Origin of the sequence: Kitasatospora sp. NPDC087861 (assembly GCF_044742585.1) — a bacterium.
GTDB lineage: Bacteria > Actinomycetota > Actinomycetes > Streptomycetales > Streptomycetaceae > Kitasatospora.
In genome coordinates, this window is the sequence record NZ_JBIUUS010000001.1 from 574,782 (window position 1) to 594,680 (window position 19,899).

Genomic DNA, 19,899 nt, shown 5'->3' on the forward strand with positions numbered 1-19,899 from the left:
GCCGGTCCTCGGGGACCGGCCCGCTTCGTCGTTCCGGGGACCGGCCCGCCCCTTCGGGGACCGGCCCGTCGCTTCGTGGGTGCCGGTCGTCAGGCGTCGAGTTCGGCCAGCATCGCGGCCCGGAAGCGCAGCGTTCCGGCCAGCCGGGCGAAGGTCTCCGACCAGGCGGAGTCCGGGGCGGCCTCGGCGGCCAGCTCCTCCACGGCGGCCGCGGTCTCCGGGGCGAGCGCGCGCTCCGTCATCCCGAGCACCCCGCTGTGGCTCCACGGGTACGCGCCGGAGCCGGCGGCGCGGGCCAGGGCCGTCACCACGGCGGTGGACAGCGGCGGCGTCCACGGCGTGCCGCAGGCGCCGAGCAGTTGGAAGGCCTCGCCGAGGCCGTGCACCTCGATGAACGCGGCCGTCCAGGCGGCCCGTTCCCCGGGCGGGAGGACGGCCAGCAGCTTGGCCGGGGCGCCGGTGACGCGGGGAGCGCGGGCCCGTCCGGCGCCGCGGGCGGGTGGTGTGGGCGCCGGGCCGAGCAGGGCCCGGGCCCAGTCGGCGTCGTGCTGGCGGACGGCGGCGCGCGCCCAGGCCTCCCGCAGGTCGTCGGCCCAGCTGCTGCTGGTCTCGTCGATGCTGTCGCCGACCCGCAGGGCGAGCAGTTGCTCCGGGGTCAGCCCGGTGCTCTCCGGCCAGAGCCGCAGCGGCGCGGCGGCGACCACCTCGCCGAACCACCAGGCCCGTTCGCCGCGGCCGGTGGGGGACTTGAGCGGTATGCCGTCGCGCTGCATGGTCGCGTCGCACTCGGCGGGCGGGGTGACCAGCAGGTGCGTCCCGGCGTCGGAGAGACGGACGGCGGTGCTCGCCCGCTCGGCCATCCGCCGGGCGAGGGCCGAGCCGGGCAGGGTGGACAGCAGCTCGGCGGCGGTGGCGCGGACGTTCTTGCTGCGGTCGCCGAGGGCGGCCTCCAGGAACGGCTCGTCGGCGGGGGAGAGGCCGTCCTGCAGGGCGTCCAGGAAGAGCAGGCGGTCCTCGGCCCGCTCGGTGGACCAGGTGCCGCTCAGCAGTTCCAGGCCGGCGGCCGGATCGTGGCGGCGCAGCAGGGTGAGGTGGGTGACCCGTTCGGCGAACAGGCCCTCGTGCCACAGGTGGTGGTCGACGGGCTGCCCGGGCCGCTCGGCCGGGTCGGGGGCGGCGGTGCGCAGCACGAACCGCCAGTCGGGGTTCTGCTCGGCCAGCCAGCGGCCCAGCGGGCCGCCCAGCGCGACGGCGTCGGAGCGCAGCTCGCTGCGGGCACGGGCGGCGTCGAGCAGGCCGGGTATCAGCGCGCCGGGCGGGCGCAGGCCCCGGGCGCGGACGGTGGCGAGCCACTGCGGGAGCAGTTCGGCGAGGTTGGCCAGGGTGGCGCCGCCGCTGCCGGTCCGGCCGTCCAGCAGGACGGCGAGGCGGCGGGCGGCCGCCGCGGGCAGCTCCGGGCGGGGGTCCTCGGGCGCGGGCGGGCCGGGCGGTCCGGCGGCGGGCACGGGCAGGGCGCCGGCCCGACGGCGGACGGTCGCGAGGGCGGCCAGCTCCAGCAGGGCGGTGGCCGGATCGGCCGGGTCGACGGTGTCGGCGAGGGGGAGGGCGGTGACCGGGAGCGGGCGGCGGTCGGTGCCGAGCAGGGCGGTGGTGTGCAGGGTCTCCCACGGGTCCTGGGTGATCGTCAATCTCTGTGCTCCTGACGTGCGTTGGACCGGTCGGTCTTAGGCGGTGGTGAGGCCGATCGGGCGGTCGTGGCCGGCCCAGGCCGTGATCGGGGCGAAGCCCTGGTGGCCGTACTCGCCGAAGACCGTCAGCGGGCGGCCGGTGGAGACGGCGGCCAGCCGCCACAGCGCCGCCTCCGGAAGGGCCGAGGTGTGCACGGGCAGGGTGTGGTGGCCGTCCGTCAGGTACCAGCCGTCCGGGGTGCGGACCGGTACGGCGCCGGCGAGGACGGTCGGCCAGCTTTCCAGCCACGGGTCGTCGGCGACGGCGGTGCCGTAGCCGGCCACCGCCTCGGCGACGGTGAGGCCGGCGGGCGGGCCGGCCGGGCCGGGCTCGGGGGCGCCGTAGCGGGTGCCGAGGGCGGCGCGCAGCGGCCGGGCGCCGGGGTGGAAGGCCAGCTCGGCCTCCAGCAGGTGGCCGGTGGGCAGGGCGAGGTCGGGGGCCTGGCCGGGGCGGCCGAAGGCGAGCAGCAGGGCGGGGCGGCCGGTCTTGGCGCCGCGCAGCCAGACCCGGCGGGTGGTGAGCCGGTCGTCGGACGTGTCCCGGCTGCCGAGCGCCAGCCAGCGGTCGCGGACGGTGGGGCCGGCCAGGATCTCGGCGGTGTCGGTGGGGTAGCCGACCCGGGTGCGGACGGTGGCGGCCAGCTCGGGCGGCAGTTCGTCGACCCGGGTGGCGGCGGTGGCGAGCAGGTGGAGCATCGCGTACTCCTCCAGGAGCCGGTCCTGCGGGGTGGCGTCGAGTGCGCGGACCCGGGTGGCCAGGCCGGGGGCCTGGGCGTCGACCATCCGGGCGGCGACCTCCTCCCAGGGCCCGGCGGTGGACTGGTCGGCCAGGCCGTGCCGGACCCGGTCGGCCAGGCGCAGCCGGAGCTCGGCCGCGCCCGCCGCCACCCGGGCGCCGCGCCGCTCGGCCCGACGGCGGGCGGCGGCCGGGTCGGCCGGGGCCGCGACGCGCTTCTCGGCACGCTCCTCGCGGGCCTTGAGCCAGTCGGCCGCCCACTCGGCGGGTTCGGCGGCCGGGACGGCCTCCGGGGCGCCGCTCCACAGCAGGAGGAGCCCGAGCGCGTGCTTGCACGGGAACTTCCGACTGGGGCAGCTGCACTGGTAGGCGGGCGTGGCGAGTTCGATCACGGTGCGGTACGGCGTGCTGCCGCTGCCCTTGCACTCGCCCCAGAGCGCGGTGCCGTCGGTGCCCGCCCCGGACCAGGGCGCGGGCGAGGAGAGCTTGCCGGCCGCCTTCTGCGACGCGGCGTCAGGTGCCAGGGACAGGACGTGTTCGGTGCTCCAGCGTTCCTCCATGCGACCGACCGTAGGCGGCGGCACTGACATCGGCTGACCACCCGTCCGGCGCCGTCCCGGGGACGGGGCAAGGGGCCGGCGCGGACTGTCAGTGCCGAGGTGCAGGGTGGTTCCCACAGGCCGGGACGCCGACCTGGCTCCCCCCGATCACCCTGCCGCCGGGGCACCCGTGCGCCCGGCGGCCGACCCGAAGGAGCCCCCATGACCGACGTTCTGCGGCAGCATGCCGAGGACGCCTTCGCCGGTGAACTGGCCGCGCTGGCCGCGCAGGACGACCGTCCGCGCCCGGCGCGCTGGAAGCTCTCGCCGTGGGCCGTGGCGACGTACCTGCTCGGCGGCGAACTGGCCGACGGCACCCCGATCACCCCCAAGTACATCGGCCCGCGCCGGGTGGTGGAGGTCGCCGTCACGACCCTGGCGACGGACCGCGCGCTGCTGCTGCTCGGCGTGCCCGGCACCGCGAAGACCTGGGTGTCCGAGCACCTGGCCGCGGCGATCAGCGGTGACTCCACCCTGCTGGTGCAGGGCACCGCCGGCACCCCGGAGGAGGCGGTCCGGTACGGGTGGAACTACGCCCAGCTGCTCACCCACGGCCCGAGCCGGGACGCCCTGGTGCCCTCGCCGCTGATGCGGGCGATGGCGGACGGCAAACTCGCCCGGATCGAGGAGCTGACCCGGATACCGGCCGACGTGCAGGACAGTCTGATCACCATCCTGTCCGAGAAGACGCTGCCGGTGCCGGAGCTGGGCAGCGAGACGCAGGCGGTGCGCGGCTTCAACGTGATCGCCACCGCGAACGACCGCGACCGCGGCGTCAACGAGCTGTCCAGCGCGCTGCGCCGACGGTTCAACACCGTGGTGCTGCCGCTGCCGGGCTCGCTGGAGGAGGAGGTCGACATCGTCACCCGCCGGGTGAGCCAGCTCGGCCGATCCCTGGAGCTGCCCGAACTGCCGGGCGGGGCCGAGGAGATCCGGCGGGTGGTCACCGTCTTCCGCGAGCTGCGGGCCGGGATCACGGCGGATGGTCGGACGAAGGTCAAGAGCCCCGGCGGCACCCTCTCCACGGCGGAGGCGATCTCGGTGGTGACCAACGGTCTGGCCCTGGCCACCCACTTCGGGGACGGCGTGCTGCGTGCCGGGGACGTGACGGCCGGCATCCTCGGCGCCGTCGTCCGCGACCCGGTGGCGGACCACGCGGTGTGGCGCGAGTACGTCGAAGGGGTGGTGCGCGAGCGCGACGGCTGGAAGGACTTCTACCGGGCCGCCCGCGAGGAGGTGCGATGAACGAGCGAAGCGAGCGAGCCATCGGTGCCGGGCGTAGCGGGGTGGGCGCGTGAACGAGCGTAGCGAGCGAGCCATTGCGGGGTGCGCGTCGTGCGCAGCGGCTGCCGGGCGTAGCGGGGTGGGCGCATGACCTCGGACGTCGCGCTGCTCGGCATCCGTCACCACGGCCCGGGCTCGGCCCGGGCGGTGGCCGCCGCGCTGGAGGCGTGGCATCCGGACGCGGTGCTGATCGAGGGCCCGCCGGAGGCCGACGGCATCGTCCGGCTGGCCGCCGAGAAGGACCTGGTGCCGCCGGTCGCGCTGCTGGCCCACGCGGTGGACGACCCGGCGAAGGCCGCGTTCTGGCCGTACGCCGAGTTCTCCCCGGAGTGGGTGGCGATCCGGTACGGCGTCGAGCGCGAGCTGCCGGTCCGCTTCATCGACCTGCCCGCCGGGTACGGCTTCGGCCCCGCCGATGCCGAGGATTCCGTCGACTCCGAGGAGCCCGCCGAAGCGGTTGAACCCGCCGAGCCGGTCGTCGAGCCGGTCGCCGACCCGCTGGCGCTGCTCGCCGAGGCGGCCGGGCACGACGATCCGGAGCGCTGGTGGGAGGACGTGGTCGAGCACCGCGCGCCCGGCGCGGACGCGCTGGCACCGTTCGCCGCCGTCGCGGAGGCGATGGCGGCGCTGCGCGCGGAGGGCCTCGGCGAGTCCCGGCGGGACCGGCTGCGCGAGGCGTACATGCGCCAGCAGATCCGCGCCGCCCGCCGGGCCGGGCACGGCCGGATCGCCGTGGTGTGCGGGGCCTTCCACGTGCCCGCGCTGGCCGCGATGCCGACGGTCGCGCACGACCGGGCGCTGCTCGCCGAACTGCCGCGGAAGGTGCGGACGGACATCACCTGGGTGCCGTGGACGCACCGCCGGCTCTCCCAGGCCACCGGCTACGGCGCGGGCGTGCAGTCGCCGGGCTGGTACCACCACCTGTTCACCACCGAGGGCGACCCGGTGCCGCGCTGGCTCACCCGGGCCGCCGAACTGCTGCGTGCCGAGGACCACCCGGTCTCCTCCGCCCACGTCATCGAGGCGGTGCGGCTGGCCCGCACGCTGGCGGTGCTGCGCGGCCGTCCGCTGGCCGGGCTGACCGAGACCCTGGACGCCGTCCGCGCGGTGCTCTGCGAGGGATCGGACGTCGCCCTGGAGCTCGTCCGGGACCGCCTGGTGGTCGGCGACGCGCTCGGCGAAGTCCCGGACGCGGCACCGGCGGTGCCGCTCCAGCGGGACCTCGTCCGGCTGCAGCGCGCACTGCGGCTCAAGCCCGAGGCGGCGCCGAAGGACCTCGACCTCGACCTGCGCAAGGACACCGACGCGGCCCGCTCACGGCTGCTGCACCGGTTGCAGCTGCTCGGCGTCGACTGGGGGGTGCCGGCCCGTTCCTCCGTCAACTCGACCGGGACGTTCCGGGAGAGCTGGCGGCTGTGCTGGCAGCCGGAGTTCGCGGTCCGGATCGCCGAGGCCGCCCAGTGGGGCACCACGGTCGAGGACGCGGCGACCGGCAAGGCCGTCGGCACCGCCCGCGCCGCCGTCGAACTCGCCGAGCTGACCGGCCTGGTGGAGACCTGCCTGCTGGCCGGGCTGGCCGGCGCGCTGCCCGCCGTGATGCGGGTGCTCGCCGACTGCGCCGCCCTGGACACCGACGTCGCGCACCTGGCCGGGGCGCTGCCCGCGCTGGTGCGGGCGCTGCGCTACGGCGATGTGCGCGGCACCGACCACGGCGCGCTCGGCGAGGTCGCGGCCGGCCTGGCCGACCGGATCTGCGTCGGACTGCCGCCCGCCTGCGTCGGGTTGGACGCGGAGGGGGCGGCGGCGATGCGCGGCCGGCTCGACGAGGTGCACGGCGCGATCGGCCTGCTCGGCTCGGCGACCCGACCGGGGCCGGGCGACCCGACTGCCCCGGGCGAGTCGGCCGCCGCCGAGGGCCTGGCCGACCGCTGGGCCGCCGCCCTGCGCTCGCTGGCCCGCCGCGAGCCGACCGGCGGCCCGGCCACCGGCGCCCCCGGCCTGCTGCGCGGGCGCGCCGTCCGGCTGCTGCTGGACGACGGCCGGCTCGACTCCGAGGAGGCCGGCCGTCGACTGCGACTGGTCCTGTCCGTCGCCAACACCCCGGTGGACGCGGCCGGTTGGATCGAGGGCTTCCTCACCGGCGGCGGCGCCCTGCTGCTGCACGACCCGCGCCTGCTCGCCCTGCTCGACGAGTGGCTGACCGGAGTGCCCGGCGAGGTCTTCACCGACGTCCTGCCGCTGCTGCGCCGCACCTTCGCCGGGCTGGAGGCGGGCGTTCGCAGCACCGTCGGCAGCCGGGTCGCGGCCGGCCCGCTCGGCGAGGCCCCGGTGGCCCGGGCCTCGGGCGGTGCCCTCGACCGGGCCCGGGCCGACGCCGCGGTCCCGGTGGTGGCCCTGCTGCTCGGCGTCCGGCCCCGGATCCCCCGGCAGGCCGCCGGTCGCGACACCTGACGGCCGCACCGTCCGACGGTCGCACCACCTCACGGCCGCACCGCCTGACAACCGCGACACCTGACGACCGCACCACCCGACTACCCGTGAAGGAGGACCTGATGGCGACCACGACCGACGAACGGCTGCGCCGCTGGCGGCTGGTGCTCGGCGGCGAGGCCGACGGCACCGGCTGCACCCTGCGCGGCCGCGACGCCGCGATGGACGGCGCCCTCGCCGCGCTCTACCGCGGCGCGCCCGAGGAAGGCGGCCGGGCGGCCCGCGGCGGCCGGCGCAGCGCCGGGCTGGGCGGCTCGGCCCCGCAGGTGGCCCGCTGGCTGGGCGACATCCGCGAGTACTTCCCGTCCACCGTCGTCCAGCTGATGCAGCAGGACGCGATCACCCGGCTCGGCCTGGACCGCCTGCTGCTGGAGCCCGAGATGCTGGAGGCCGTCGAACCGGACGTGCACCTGGTCGGGACCCTGCTGTCGCTCAAGCACGCGCTGCCCGAGACCACCCGGGAGACCGCCCGGGCGGTGGTCGGCAAGGTGGTCGCCGATCTGGAACGCCGGCTCGCCGACCGCACCAGGGCCACCCTGGGCGGCGCCCTCGACCGCAGCGCCAAGGTCAACCGGCCCCGCCACCGCGACATCGACTGGGACCGCACCATCCGGGCCAACCTGAAGAACTACCTGCCCGAGCACGGCACCGTCGTCCCCGAGCGGCTGGTCGGCTACGCCCGTGCCCAGCGCGCGGTGAAGAAGGACGTCATCCTCTGCATCGACCAGTCCGGCTCGATGGCGCCGTCGGTGGTGCACTCGGCGGTGTTCGGCGCGGTGCTCGCCTCGATGCGGACGCTGGACACCCGGCTGGTCGTCTTCGACACCTCGGTGGTCGACCTCACCGAACAGCTCACCGACCCGGTCGACGTCCTGTTCGCCACCCAGCTCGGCGGCGGCACCGACATCAACCGCGCGCTCGCCTACTGCCAGTCGAAGATCACCCGGCCGTCCGAGACCGTCGTGGTGCTGGTCAGCGACCTCTACGAGGGCGGCATCCGGGACGGCATGCTCAAGCGCGTCGCTGCGATGAAGGCGGCCGGCGTCCAGTTCATCGCCCTGCTCGCGCTGTCGGACGAGGGGGCGCCCGCCTACGACCACGCCCACGCCGCCGCGCTGGCCGCCCTCGGCGCGCCGGCCTTCGCCTGCACCCCGGACGCCTTTCCGGAGATCATGGCCGCGGCGATCGAGAAGCGCCCGATCCCGGTGCCCGACCAGGGAGCGTGAGGATTCACCCGGACGTGCGAAACCCGCCGACCGGTGGACGGGGGCCCGCCACCCGCCCCCACAGGGTGTCTGTGACGGTTCTCACCACGGACGGGCAGGCCCCGGGCGAAACAGTCCCGTCGTACGGGGATAACCTGCCAGACGGACGTGACGCGCGTGTTGATTGACGTGTGCGCCCGTGGCTGTGTGGGCCGCAAGGCCGTACCTCTGCGTACCCGCACCGCCCCGACGACCCGCAGCGAAGATCCTGCCGTGGCACGCTCGTAGAGACACAATCCGCGACCACGAACAAGGACGAACACACGTGGACCTGTTCGAGTACCAGGCGAGGGACCTCTTCGCCAAGCACGGTGTACCCGTGCTTGACGGTGATGTCATCGAGACCCCCGAAGCCGCTCGCGCCATCGCCGAGCGCTTCGGCGGACGCGCCGTCGTCAAGGCTCAGGTGAAGGTCGGCGGCCGCGGCAAGGCCGGTGGCGTCAAGCTCGCCGCCGACCCGGCCGACGCCGTCGCCAAGGCCGAGGCGATCCTCGGTATGGACATCAAGGGCCACACCGTTCACAAGGTGATGCTGGCCCAGACCGCGGACATCAAGGACGAGTACTACGTCTCGTTCCTGCTGGACCGCACCAACCGCACCTTCCTGGCCATGGCCAGCGTCGAGGGCGGCGTGGAGATCGAGGTCGTCGCCGAGGAGAACCCCGACGCGCTCGCCAAGATCCCGGTCGACGCCAACGAGGGCTGCACCCCGGAGAAGGCCGCCGAGATCGTCGCCGCGGCGAAGTTCCCGGCCGAGGTCGCCGACCAGGTCGCCGAGGTCCTGCAGAAGCTGTGGAAGGTCTTCATCGCCGAGGACGCGCTCCTCGTCGAGGTCAACCCGCTGATCAAGTCCGGCGAGGGCAAGATCATCGCGCTTGACGGCAAGGTCTCCCTGGACGAGAACGCCGAGTTCCGCCAGCCCGAGCACGAGGCCCTGGAGGACAAGGCCGCGGCCAACCCGCTGGAGGCCGCCGCCAAGGCCAAGGGCCTGAACTACGTCAAGCTCGACGGCCAGGTCGGCATCATCGGCAACGGCGCGGGCCTCGTCATGAGCACCCTCGACGTGGTCGCCTACGCCGGTGAGAAGCACGGCGGCGTCAAGCCCGCCAACTTCCTCGACATCGGTGGTGGCGCCTCCGCCGAGGTCATGGCCAACGGCCTGGAGATCATCCTGGGCGACGCCGACGTCAAGTCGGTCTTCGTCAACGTCTTCGGCGGCATCACCGCCTGTGACGCGGTCGCCAACGGCATCGTGCAGGCCCTCGCGCTCCTGGAGAGCAAGGGCGAGGCCGTCACCAAGCCGCTCGTCGTCCGCCTGGACGGCAACAACGCCGAGCTGGGTCGCAAGATCCTGACCGACGCCAACCACCCGCTGGTGCAGCAGGTGGACACCATGGACGGCGCCGCGGACCGCGCCGCCGAGCTGGCCAACAAGTAAGGAAGGGGACTTTCACACCATGGCTATCTTCCTTACCAAGGACAGCAAGGTCATCGTCCAGGGCATGACCGGCTCCGAGGGCATGAAGCACACCCGCCGCATGCTCGCCTCCGGCACCCAGATCGTCGGCGGTGTCAACCCGCGCAAGGCCGGTACCACGGTCGACGTCGACGGCACCGAGGTGCCCGTCTTCGGCACCGTCACCGAGGCCATGGAGAAGACCGGTGCCGACGTCACCGTCATCTTCGTGCCGCCGAAGTTCACCAAGGACGCCGTCGTCGAGGCCATCGACGCCGAGATCGGCCTGGCCGTCGTCATCACCGAGGGCGTCCCGGTGCACGACACCGCCGCCTTCTGGGCGCACGCCGGCGCCAAGGGCAACAAGACCCGGATCATCGGCCCGAACTGCCCCGGCCTGATCAGCCCCGGACAGTCGAACGCCGGCATCATCCCGGCCGACATCACCAGCTCCGGCAAGATCGGTCTGGTCTCGAAGTCCGGCACCCTGACCTACCAGCTCATGTATGAGCTGCGCGACATCGGCTTCTCCTCGGCCGTGGGCATCGGCGGTGACCCGGTCATCGGCACCACCCACATCGACGCCCTCAAGGCGTTCCAGGAGGACCCGGAGACCGAGCTCATCGTCATGATCGGTGAGATCGGTGGCGACGCCGAGGAGCGTGCCGCGGCCTACATCGCCGAGCACGTCACCAAGCCGGTCGTCGGCTACGTCGCGGGCTTCACCGCCCCCGAGGGCAAGACCATGGGCCACGCCGGCGCCATCGTCTCCGGTTCCTCGGGCACCGCCCAGGCCAAGAAGGAGGCCCTCGAGGCCGCCGGTGTCAAGGTCGGCAAGACGCCGTCCGAGACCGCCCGCCTGGCGCGCGAGATCATCGCCGGCTGACCTCGTCCGGCTGCGCGTCGAGCGCCCCTGCCCCTCGTGGGCAGGGGCGCTCGCCCGTTTCCGGCCGTCGTCAGCGCGGCGGCGACCCGGTAGTGCAGGGCAGCGGCGACCACATCGGACAGGCCTCCGGACCCTGTGGCGGCGGCGGGGCAGCCGGCCCCCGGGTGGCCGCCGGCAGCTCCCACCGCCCGGCGGCCCGCGGCTGCGGCTCCACCACCACCGCCTCCACCCCCGGCGTCGGGCTGCACCACAGACTGCGGACACCGATCGGCGGCCCGCCACGCAGCACGGGCACACCCGGGTTGTCCGGGTTCGGCACCGGCCGGCACACCGCCGGCTCCGGCGGCTCCGGCGGCTGGAACAGCGTCTCCGGCCGGATCCCCACCAGCGTCGCCAGCGCCGCCCCGCCCACCGCCACCGTCAGCAGCGCCGCCGCCCCCGTCCGGCTCGCGGTCCACAGGCGGTGCCGGGCCTGCAGGGCCGGCACCGGTGGCCGGTGCGGCTCCGGGCAGCCCCGTACCGCCGCCTGGTGCAGCAGCGCGCTCAGCCCGTCCGCGAACCCCGGCGCCGCCGGATCCGGCCCCACCAGATCGGGCACCCACTGCGCCAGCGCCGTCCGGGCCGCCCACACCCGGCCCTCGGCCGCCGTGAGCGTCGACTCCACCTCCACCGCGACGGCCGCCGCCAGCAGCCCCAGTCCGTCGTGCAGCACCAGCGCCCGCCGCTGCGGTCGGGACAGCCGCCGCAACGCCGTCAGCAGCGCCCGGTCCCGGTCGGTCAGCCGGTCGTGATCGGGCAGCACCGCCTGCGACTCGTCCGCCGGCCGCACCCTGATCCGCCGGTGCGGCAGCTTCCAGGCGTGCGCCCGCCGGGGCCCGCCCCGGTGCCACGGGGACAGCGCCAGCTCGCAGGCCCGGGCCCGCACCCACCCCTCCGGATCCCCCGTCCCGGACACCGTCCCCCACCCGCGTCGCGCCGCCCCGAACGCCAGCCGCACGCAGTGCACCGCCCGGTGCCGGCAGGCGGTCAGCAGGAACACCTGCTGCACCAGCCGGGCGTGCGCCTGCTCGTACAGCTCCTCGAAGCTGCCGGCCGCCGGGACGGTCCGGTCGTGTCGCCCGGTGCCGCTGCCGGGTCGGGCGCGCTGCGCGGTGGCGCCGCCCGGGGCGGGCGCCGCGTAGGCCGTCGAAGGTGCGGTGCCGGGGGTCGGCGGGTGGGTGGTGAGGGCGACGGCCTCGGCCTCGGTGGCGGCGCCGAGCTTGCGCATGGCCCGCTGGACGTAGCCGCGGGCCGTGGCCGGGGTGACGCCCAGGGCGGCGGCGGTCTGGGGGAGGTCGCGGCCGGCGGCGAGGTGGGCGAGCGCCTTGGCCTCATGGGGCGTCAGTTTCCGCAGGAGGTGCGTCGCGTACTGATCGACGTGGGCGGCCTGGGATGTGCGGGGGCGGCGTTCGGGGGTGGGGGAGCCGGCGCCGGCGGGGTGGTCGGCGGTGGGTGGCGTGGTCATCAGACGCTCCGGGCCGGTGCGCCGGCGGCTTGGGGATAGGGTCTGAAAATGCGCATAAGCCAATAATCTGGGACACGGCGGCGGTTTGCCGCTTCACGGGGCATGGCGAGTCGCCTTGGCACCATGAGGCACATGACGCAGCTGATGGGCCGTCCGATCCTGGAAGTGTCGGGCGAGTTGGGCGGACGCCCTTGGCCGGCCGACCTGTTGGCGGGGGTGCGGACGGCGCTGGTCGGTCTGGCGGTGGTCGGGGTGCCGGTGCTGGCGCTCTGGGTGGCGACGCCGTACGCGGACAGCGGGGCGGCCAGTGCCACCCGGTTGGCGGGGGCGCTGTGGCTGCTCGGGCACGGTGCGCCGGTGCTGCGGGGGGACGCGGACGCCCCGCTGACCGTCACTCCGCTGCTGCTGGGCGTGCTGGCAGTGGTTCAGCTGTACCGGGCGGCCGCCAGGGTGGCGGCGCGGCGCGGGCCCCGGCCGCGCTGGGGCGGCCCGGCGGCGGTGTGGACGGGCTACTGCGCGGTGGCGGCGGCGGTGGTGCTGCACTGCGCGGGCGCCGGGCTGTTCCGGACCAGGGTGCTGCCGGACCTGGTGGTGGTGGGGCTGCTGGCCGGGCTGGCGACGGCGGCGGGCGCGCGTTCGGCCCGGGCCGCCGACCCCGCCGCCCCGCCCCTCCTCCCGGGGCGGCCGCTGCTGGACCGGCTCCCGGTGTCGCTCCGGCCCGCCGGCGCCGCGGCGGCGGTGCGCGGTTCGGCGCTGGCGGCCGGGGCGGGGCTGGTGGCGGCGGGCGGGGTGCTGGTGGCCGTGTCGGCGGTGCTGGACGCGATGGCCGGGGGCGGGCGGGGGATGGCGGTGCTCGGACGCGGGCCGGCGGCCCTGATCGGGCTGCTGCTGCTCGCGGTGGTGCTGCTGCCGAACGCGGTGCTCTGGGGGACGGCGTACGCGCTGGGGCCGGGGTTCGCGGTGGGCACCGGGACGGTGGTGGCGCCGGGCGGCACGGCGCTGGGCCCGGTGCCGGAGTTCCCGTTGTTCGCCCTGCTGCCGGCGGAGGGTCCGGGCGGCTGGCGGGTGGCGGCGCTGCTGCTGCCGGCGCTCGCGGGGGTGGTGCCGGCGGTGCTGCTGGGCCGGGCGGCGGCGGGCCCGCGCCGACCCGCCGAGGCCGGGGTCGGGGTCGAGGCCGGGGGCGGTGATGGGGACGGGGGTGGAGACGGAGCTGCGGGCGGGCCGTGGCCGCCTGCGGCGACGGTGGTGGCGGTGCTGGCCGCGGCCCTGCTGACCGGGGCCGCAGTGGTGCTGGCGGGCTGGCTGTCGGGCGGCGCGCTGGCGGGCGGCCGGATGGCCCGGCTGGGCCCGGCGCCCTGGTGGACGGGGTCGGCGGCGGTGGGCTGGCTCGCGCTGGTGGCCGTGCCGGGCGCGCTGCTGGTGCGCCGTCGGGCACTGCGCCTCGCCGCCCCGGAGGTGGTCCTGGACGCCGTCGAGGAGGCAGCGGAGGGGGTCGGAGCGGGAGCCGCCGGGGGCGCTCCGCCCGCCGCCCACGCCCGGCTGGCCGGGCAGCTGCGCCGGAGCGCGCTGATGCTGCGCGCCCGCGCGTACGCCGCGGTGCTGCGCCTGGGCGGTCGGACCCCGGAGTCGGGCGACTGAGGAGTGTCCGACCGTTCGCGTCCTCGCACGCCCGATGCGAACGACCGGTCACGTCTCGGCGCCGGACCGGCCCTGGCCGCGGGGGAGGAGTTCGTGACGCTCGCCGCCACCACCCTGGTCCGGCCCCGGACGCTGAACCTCGCGCGTACCTCCGACCGTGTCCGGGGTGGCGCCGCGTCCGCGGTCAGCCGTCCTTCTGCGCGACGGAGTTCGATGTCATGAGCAGGAACACCACCCACGCGAGGCACGGAGGCCCGGGAGTGCGCGCGGCTCTCGCGCGGCGCCGGGTCCCGATCGCGGCCACCGCGATCGCGGTGCTGGCCGGGTCTGTCCTTGCGCTCTCCGCCCGCGCCGCCGGCCCGACGGACTCCGGCCCGTCGGACGCCGCCGCCCCGGCATCCGCCCTCAAGGTCCAACAGTGGGTGTACCCGGGCCCCGTGGGTTCCGCGGTGTGCAGCGCGCCCTCGGAGTACGCCGACGGCAGGCTCGCCAAGGGCGTGCTGAAGCCGGAGTACTACACCATCGACGCCACCGGCGGCGCCGCCCTGTTGTCGGCCTCCGACCCGGACTACGCCTGCAACGGTTACAGCGCCGAGAACGTGGCCGATGTGAAGGCCCACTCGGCGCAGCAGTACATGACGGTCTCGCTGGCGAACCTGGAATCCGAGCGCAAGCTCACCGGTGACCCCGCGAAGACCGCCACGGCCGTGAAGACGCTCGCCGAGTTCGCCCAGCGAATCGGCTTCACCGGCGTCGACGTCGACTTCGAGAACTACTGGGCGTGGAGCGACCAGGACGCGTCGAACTACAACGCCTTCCTGCGGGCGCTGGCCGAGGGGCTGCACGCGCGCGGCCTCAAGCTCCAGGTGGAGGGCCCGCCGGACACCACCACCAGGTTCAACTACGGGCAGGTGCTGGCGCTCGGCGCCGACCAGGTGGTCATGATGGCCTACGACCAGGAGTACCAGTCCCCGGCCGGTGCCACCTGCCTGCCGTACGCGTCGTTCGACTGGATGCGCGACCTCCTGTCCGGTGCGCTGGCGCAGATCCCGGCGGACCAGCGCTCGCGGTTCGTCGCGGGCCTGCCCTCCGAGGCGTACACGGCGAGCGACCAGTGCCGCAGCATCGCGGGCAACCAGACGGTCGCCGACATGAAGAAGGCCCCGGGCTACTCCGAGGATCCCGCGGTCGTCGCGAAGCGCCGCGACGCGGCGTCGGGTGAGATCAGGTGGAGCTCGGGCGGCCGCTTCTACGACTACGTCGACCAGGTGGCGCTGGATGCCAAGCTGAAGGTCGCGACGGATCTGGGCATCTCCGACGTGTCGGTGTGGGCGCTGGGCGGCGGCAACGCCTGGTTCTCCCCGGGCGCCCTGGGCGGCGGTGGCGCGGTCCACGGCCTGGTGTCGAAGGCGAGCGGTCGGTGCGCGAACGCCCCGGCCGCGGGCAACGTGACGCGCCTGGAGGTCCGGGACTGCGACGGTTCCGCCGGTGAGGCCGTGACGGTGGAGGCGGACGGCACGCTGCGCGTGTACGGCAAGTGCGTGGACGCCTCGGGCCGCAAGACCACGGCCGGTACCCCGGTCATCCTCTACGCCTGCAACGGCGGAACCAACCAGCAGTGGTCCCACGAGCCCGACGGTTCCTTCGTCGGCGGCCAGTCGGGCCTCTGCCTGGACGTGATCGGCGGCGCCGTGCCCGCCCCCGGCGGGACCCAGCTGGAGCTCTGGCCGTGCACGGGCCGGACGAACCAGATCTGGACCCTCGTCTGACACCGGGGCCCGACCCGGGCTTCCCCTCGACGGCCCACCGCTACCGGGCGGTGGGCCGTCGGCGCGCCTGCCTCGCCTCGCTGGTCCGGCTCCGCCGTGTCGACCACCTCGGCAGGACCGCTCACGACCTCGCGGACCGGGCGCGACATCAGCCGGCCGGTCCGCGGATGCACGGGGCGCCCTACTCGGCGTTCCCGGTGAAGTCGACGTACCACTTGGGCGCGAACCGGTCGCAGTTGTCGGCGCCGACGGAGGTCAGCGAGTCCCGGACGCAGGTGACGTAGTCGTTGTAGTACAGCCCCAGGCCGATCACCGAGGCCGTGACCACGACGGTCATCGCGCCGGTGAGGATGCCGGCGAGCGCGGCCGGGGTGAGCGGGTTCGGGGCGGCGGGCTGCGGGGCGGCGCCGGTGACGGCGGCCGCGGCCGAGGGCTTGGGCGTCCGCAGCGCGCTGACGCCCCACAGGATGCCGAGCGCGCCGACGAACAGGGCGACCCAGTGGAAGCCGGCGAACAGGCAGACCAGCGCGAGCGGCCCGGCCAGGGCGGCGTTGCGGGCCCGGCGCTGGGCGGGGTCGGTGGGGTCGAGCTTGGGCGGCTGCGGGGCCGGGGGGCGGGGCCGGCCGCCGTCCTCGGGCCGGGCGGGGCCCCAGGGGTGCGGCGGGGGGAGCTGCGGGCGTTCGCCGGCGCCCTGGCCGCCGGTGCCGTCCGGGTGCTCACCGGGCCAGGGGTTGCGCGGCTGCCACGGCTGGTCCGGGGCATCCGCCGGCGGCGGCGCGAAGGGGTTGCGCTCGCCGGTGTCGTCACCGCTGCTCATGGTTCAGCCATTCCTTCTCGGTCGGAGGGGCGGTCTCCCGCGCCCCCTATGATCCCGCAGGCGTTCGCCGGGCCTTAGGCGGCCTGCCCGCTGTCCGGATCCCGTGCGGGCCAGCACCCCGGCAACTCCGCCGCGGGGGGCCGGAGGAGATCCCCGTCTCAACTACGCGCGTAGCGCCGCCGGGAGCGTGCGGAGGCCGTCCGACCAGCCGTTATCGTGGTGACGGTCAGCAGCTCTCATAGGTTCCCGGGGCCCGCGTCGCGGCGGGTTTTCCCGGTGTTCCCCCTTGCTCGACCTGCCGTTCGTAGTGGCCCCACCGCCGGTGGACGTACCAGCGGGCGGCGCCCGACCTACGGAGAATCGCGCAGTGGCCGCCGCCCCCGCTCAGCTCTTCCCGCCCCGTACGCCCGGACCGGCCCGCCTGGTGGTGCTGGTCTCCGGTTCCGGCACCAACCTGCAGGCGCTGATCGACGCCGCCGCCGATCCGGCGTACGGCGCCGAGATCGTCGCCGTGGGTGCGGACCGTGACGCCATCGCGGGCCTGGAGCGGGCCGAGAAGGCGGGCCTGCCGACCTTCGTCACCCGGGTCAAGGACTTCGCCGACCGGGCCGACTGGGACCGCGCGCTGACCGCCTCCGTCGCCGCCCACGAGCCGGACCTGGTGGTCACGGCGGGCTTCATGAAGATCCTCGGCCCCGCGTTCGTCGCGGCCTTCGCCGGACGGACCGTCAACACCCACCCCGCACTGCTCCCGTCCTTCCCCGGCGCCCACGGCGTCGCCGACGCGCTCGCGTACGGGGTGAGGGTCACCGGCTGCACCGTCCACCTGGTCGACGCCGGGGTGGACACCGGGCCGATCATCGCGCAGGGCGTCGTCGAGGTCGTCGACGCCGACCACGCCGATGGCGGCGAAGCGCTGCACGAGCGCATCAAGACTGTCGAGCGCAAGCTGCTCGTCGACGTCGTGGGCCGGCTGGCCCGCGAGGGCCACCGCATCGAGGACCGAAAGGTATGGATTCCGGCACATGAGTGAGCGGAGCGAGCGAATCATCGAGAATGGTGCCTGGCGCGCAGCGCCCACCGAGCGCAGCGAGGTGGGAGCATGAGTGCCAGCTCCACCACGCCCCCCGTTTCGGAGAACGTCCGTCCGATCCGTCGCGCGCTGATCAGCGTGTACGACAAGACCGGTCTGGAGGAGCTGGCCCAGGGCCTGCACGCCGCCGGGGTCGCCATCGTCTCCACCGGCTCCACCGCCGGCCGGATCGCCGCCGCGGGTGTCCCGGTGACCGAGGTCTCCGAGCTGACCGGCTTCCCGGAGTGCCTGGACGGGCGCGTGAAGACGCTGCACCCCCGCGTGCACGCCGGCGTGCTCGCCGACCTGCGGCTGGAGTCGCACCGCGCGCAGCTGGCCGAGCTGGGCGTCGAGCCCTTCGACCTGGTCGTGGTGAACCTCTACCCGTTCAAGGCCACCGTCGCCTCGGGTGCCACCCCGGACGAGTGCGTCGAGCAGATCGACATCGGCGGCCCGAGCATGGTCCGCGCCGCCGCCAAGAACCACCCGTCGGTGGCCGTGGTGGTCGACCCGGCCCGTTACGGCGACGTGCTGCAGGCCGTCCAGGGCGGCGGCTTCGACCTGGCTACCCGCAAGCGCCTGGCCGGTGCGGCGTTCGCGCACACCGCCGCGTACGACGTCGCGGTCGCCTCCTGGTTCGAGGCCGGCTACGCGCCGAGCGACGAGCGCTTCCCGGAGTTCCTGGGCGCCACCTGGGAGCGGCAGAACGTGCTGCGCTACGGCGAGAACCCGCACCAGGGCGCCGCGCTGTACAGCGACGGCACCGGCGGTCTGGCCGGCGCGAAGCAGCTGCACGGCAAGGAGATGTCGTACAACAACTACGTCGACACCGACGCCGCCCGCCGCGCCGCGTACGACCACGCCGAGCCGGCCGTCGCGATCATCAAGCACGCCAACCCGTGCGGCATCGCGATCGGCGCGGACGTCGCCGAGGCGCACCGCAAGGCGCACGAGTGCGACCCGGTCTCGGCGTACGGCGGTGTGATCGCGGTCAACCGCCCGGTCACCGTCGAGCTGGCCGAGCAGATCGCGCCGATCTTCACCGAGGTCGTCGTCGCCCCGGCGTACGAGGACGGTGCCGTCGAGGTGCTGGCCCGCAAGAAGAACCTCCGGGTGCTGGTCGCCCCCGGGGCCCCGGCCAACCGCCAGGAGGTCCGCCCGGTCTCCGGTGGCGTGCTGCTGCAGGACGCCGACCGGGTGCACGCCGAGGGCGACGACCCGGCGAACTGGACGCTGGCCACCGGTGCGGCGTTGTCCGGGGCGGAGCTGGCCGAGCTGGCCTTCGCCTGGCGGGCCTGCCGGGCCGTCAAGTCCAACGCGATCCTGCTGGCCAAGGGCGGCGCCTCGGTGGGCGTCGGCATGGGCCAGGTCAACCGGGTCGACTCCTGCAAGCTCGCGGTCGAGCGGGCCGGTGAGCGGGCCAAGGGCGCGTACGCGGCCTCGGACGCGTTCTTCCCGTTCGCGGACGGCCCGGCGATCCTGATCGCGGCCGGCGTCCGGGCGATCGTGCAGCCGGGCGGTTCGATCCGGGACGAGGAGGTCGTCGCGGCGGCCGCCGAGGCCGGGGTGACCATGTACTTCACCGGTGCCCGGCACTTCTTCCACTGATCGCGGCCACCGATCGCCCGGCGCCGCGGTGACCGGGTGACGGCAGGACGGAACGGCCCGGCTCCCCTCGTGAGGGGAGCCGGGCCGTTCCGTGCGAGCGCTCGGGCCGGACCGGTCAGTAGCGCGGCCGGTCAGTAGCGCGGCCGGGCGAACCAGGCGACGCCGTCCTTGACGCTCATCCCGACGATCATGGTGATCGAGACCGCGAGCCACATCAGCGTGAAGACGATGCCGATCGGGTTGGCGTTGTTGGCGAACGAGCCGGCCAGGCCCAGCAGGCCGAGCAGCGCGCCGAACGAGCCGTACACCAGGGCGGTGATGCGGACCGCGGGCCCGCCCTTGCCGAACTTCACGCCCAGCGTGATGGAGAACGCCGCGAACAGCACGCACAGGATGCCGACCACCACCAGCACACCGGCCGCCGCGTTGCCGAACCCGTTGAACGGGTCGCTGCCGTCGATCTCCTGGGCCCGGTTGGTGACCTCCTTGGCCGCCGCGGCGGCTATCAGGTAGACGCCCGCACCGATGATCTGCACGGCGCCGATGATGAACAGCAGCACCCGGGTGGTGACCACCAGGCCCGGCATGGACTGCGGGACGGCCGGCGCGAAGCCGTAGCCCGGCGTGGCACCGTAGCCCGGGGCGGCCTGCGGGTAGCCGTACCCGGCGGCCGGCGGGGCCTGCTGGGGGTAGCCGTAGCCCGGCGCCTGCGGCGGCTGGCCGTAGGGGTTGTTCGGGTCGGGCGGGTAACTCATCGATGCCTCCGGGCAGTTACGGGGACGTGGGGACGGGACGGAGGGCCCGGTTCCGGTTGGCGAGTCGGGTCGCCGACTGGACGGGACGCTAACGGAGAGGGGTGACAGCCCGGATCGGCACCGGGCACGGTCGGCTCAGACGCGTGGTGAGCGCGAAGAGAGCGGTGTGAGCGGAGTCGTCGACGGGCACGCCATGCGCGGGACGGCGCCGCGCCGGTCGGGCTGCTCGGTCTGAAGTGGTCGGCTCACGTGCTCTTTCCCCCGGGTACGCCCCACCGGGTGTCCGTCGGCCC

General features: G+C 75.2%; 14 protein-coding genes. 9 read left to right on the forward strand and 5 right to left on the reverse strand.

Annotated elements, in window-relative coordinates; all coding sequences use genetic code 11:
- Positions 1-89 precede the first annotated feature (89 nt).
- Both ACIOJE_RS02650 and ACIOJE_RS02655 read right to left on the reverse strand, forming a co-directional pair.
- Positions 90-1,688: a DUF5691 domain-containing protein gene (locus tag ACIOJE_RS02650; RefSeq protein ID WP_400772775.1), complete on the reverse strand. Its 1,599-nt coding sequence runs from the start codon at positions 1,686-1,688 to the stop codon at positions 90-92.
- A 36-nt stretch (positions 1,689-1,724) separates the two neighbouring features.
- On the reverse strand, positions 1,725-3,023 hold the full coding sequence (locus ACIOJE_RS02655) for an SWIM zinc finger family protein (RefSeq protein ID WP_400772777.1): 1,299 nt from the start codon (positions 3,021-3,023) through the stop codon (positions 1,725-1,727).
- Positions 3,024-3,224: 201 nt separating this feature from the next.
- On the opposite strand from ACIOJE_RS02655, the gene ACIOJE_RS02660 reads away from it, so the two are divergent.
- From ACIOJE_RS02660 to sucD, 5 genes are all read left to right on the forward strand, one after another.
- Positions 3,225-4,307 (forward strand): AAA family ATPase, encoded by a 1,083-nt coding sequence (locus tag ACIOJE_RS02660; RefSeq protein ID WP_400772778.1) that lies wholly within the window; start codon positions 3,225-3,227, stop codon positions 4,305-4,307.
- A gap of 126 nt (positions 4,308-4,433) precedes the next feature.
- A complete protein-coding gene (locus tag ACIOJE_RS02665) occupies positions 4,434-6,797 on the forward strand; it encodes a DUF5682 family protein (protein WP_400772780.1) in 2,364 nt (787 codons plus the stop codon).
- A gap of 101 nt (positions 6,798-6,898) precedes the next feature.
- Positions 6,899-8,062, forward strand: coding sequence for a VWA domain-containing protein (locus ACIOJE_RS02670; RefSeq protein ID WP_400772782.1), 1,164 nt, complete (start codon positions 6,899-6,901; stop codon positions 8,060-8,062).
- Between the two features lie 304 nt (positions 8,063-8,366).
- Positions 8,367-9,539, forward strand: a complete 1,173-nt coding sequence (gene sucC / locus ACIOJE_RS02675; protein ID WP_280675021.1) for an ADP-forming succinate--CoA ligase subunit beta — start codon at positions 8,367-8,369, stop codon at positions 9,537-9,539.
- A gap of 19 nt (positions 9,540-9,558) precedes the next feature.
- Positions 9,559-10,443: a succinate--CoA ligase subunit alpha gene (sucD, locus tag ACIOJE_RS02680; RefSeq protein WP_400772784.1), complete on the forward strand. Its 885-nt coding sequence runs from the start codon at positions 9,559-9,561 to the stop codon at positions 10,441-10,443.
- 70 nt (positions 10,444-10,513) lie between these two features.
- Here sucD and ACIOJE_RS02685 read toward each other — a convergent pair whose 3' ends face one another.
- A complete protein-coding gene (locus tag ACIOJE_RS02685) occupies positions 10,514-11,947 on the reverse strand; it encodes a hypothetical protein (RefSeq protein ID WP_400772786.1) in 1,434 nt (477 codons plus the stop codon).
- Positions 11,948-12,079: 132 nt separating this feature from the next.
- Here ACIOJE_RS02685 and ACIOJE_RS02690 point away from each other — a divergent pair, with 132 nt between their 5' ends.
- Positions 12,080-13,585 carry a DUF6350 family protein gene (locus ACIOJE_RS02690; RefSeq protein WP_400772788.1) on the forward strand — a complete coding sequence of 502 codons (1,506 nt, stop codon included), beginning with the start codon at positions 12,080-12,082 and terminating at the stop codon, positions 13,583-13,585.
- 218 nt (positions 13,586-13,803) lie between these two features.
- Positions 13,804-15,354, forward strand: a complete 1,551-nt coding sequence (locus ACIOJE_RS02695) for a ricin-type beta-trefoil lectin domain protein (RefSeq protein WP_400772790.1) — start codon at positions 13,804-13,806, stop codon at positions 15,352-15,354.
- A gap of 181 nt (positions 15,355-15,535) precedes the next feature.
- Here ACIOJE_RS02695 and ACIOJE_RS02700 read toward each other — a convergent pair whose 3' ends face one another.
- Positions 15,536-16,171, reverse strand: coding sequence for a hypothetical protein (locus ACIOJE_RS02700; protein WP_400772791.1), 636 nt, complete (start codon positions 16,169-16,171; stop codon positions 15,536-15,538).
- Positions 16,172-16,538: 367 nt separating this feature from the next.
- Between ACIOJE_RS02700 and purN the strand changes: the two genes are divergently transcribed.
- Together purN and purH are read left to right on the forward strand one after the other, a co-directional pair.
- Entirely contained in the window at positions 16,539-17,204 is a 666-nt protein-coding gene (purN, locus tag ACIOJE_RS02705; RefSeq protein WP_400772793.1) for a phosphoribosylglycinamide formyltransferase, read from the forward strand.
- Positions 17,205-17,273: 69 nt separating this feature from the next.
- Entirely contained in the window at positions 17,274-18,851 is a 1,578-nt protein-coding gene (gene purH / locus ACIOJE_RS02710; RefSeq protein ID WP_400772795.1) for a bifunctional phosphoribosylaminoimidazolecarboxamide formyltransferase/IMP cyclohydrolase, read from the forward strand.
- A 131-nt stretch (positions 18,852-18,982) separates the two neighbouring features.
- On the opposite strand, the gene ACIOJE_RS02715 is transcribed toward purH, so the two are convergent.
- Entirely contained in the window at positions 18,983-19,606 is a 624-nt protein-coding gene (locus tag ACIOJE_RS02715; protein WP_280675006.1) for a hypothetical protein, read from the reverse strand.
- Positions 19,607-19,899: the final 293 nt, after the last annotated feature.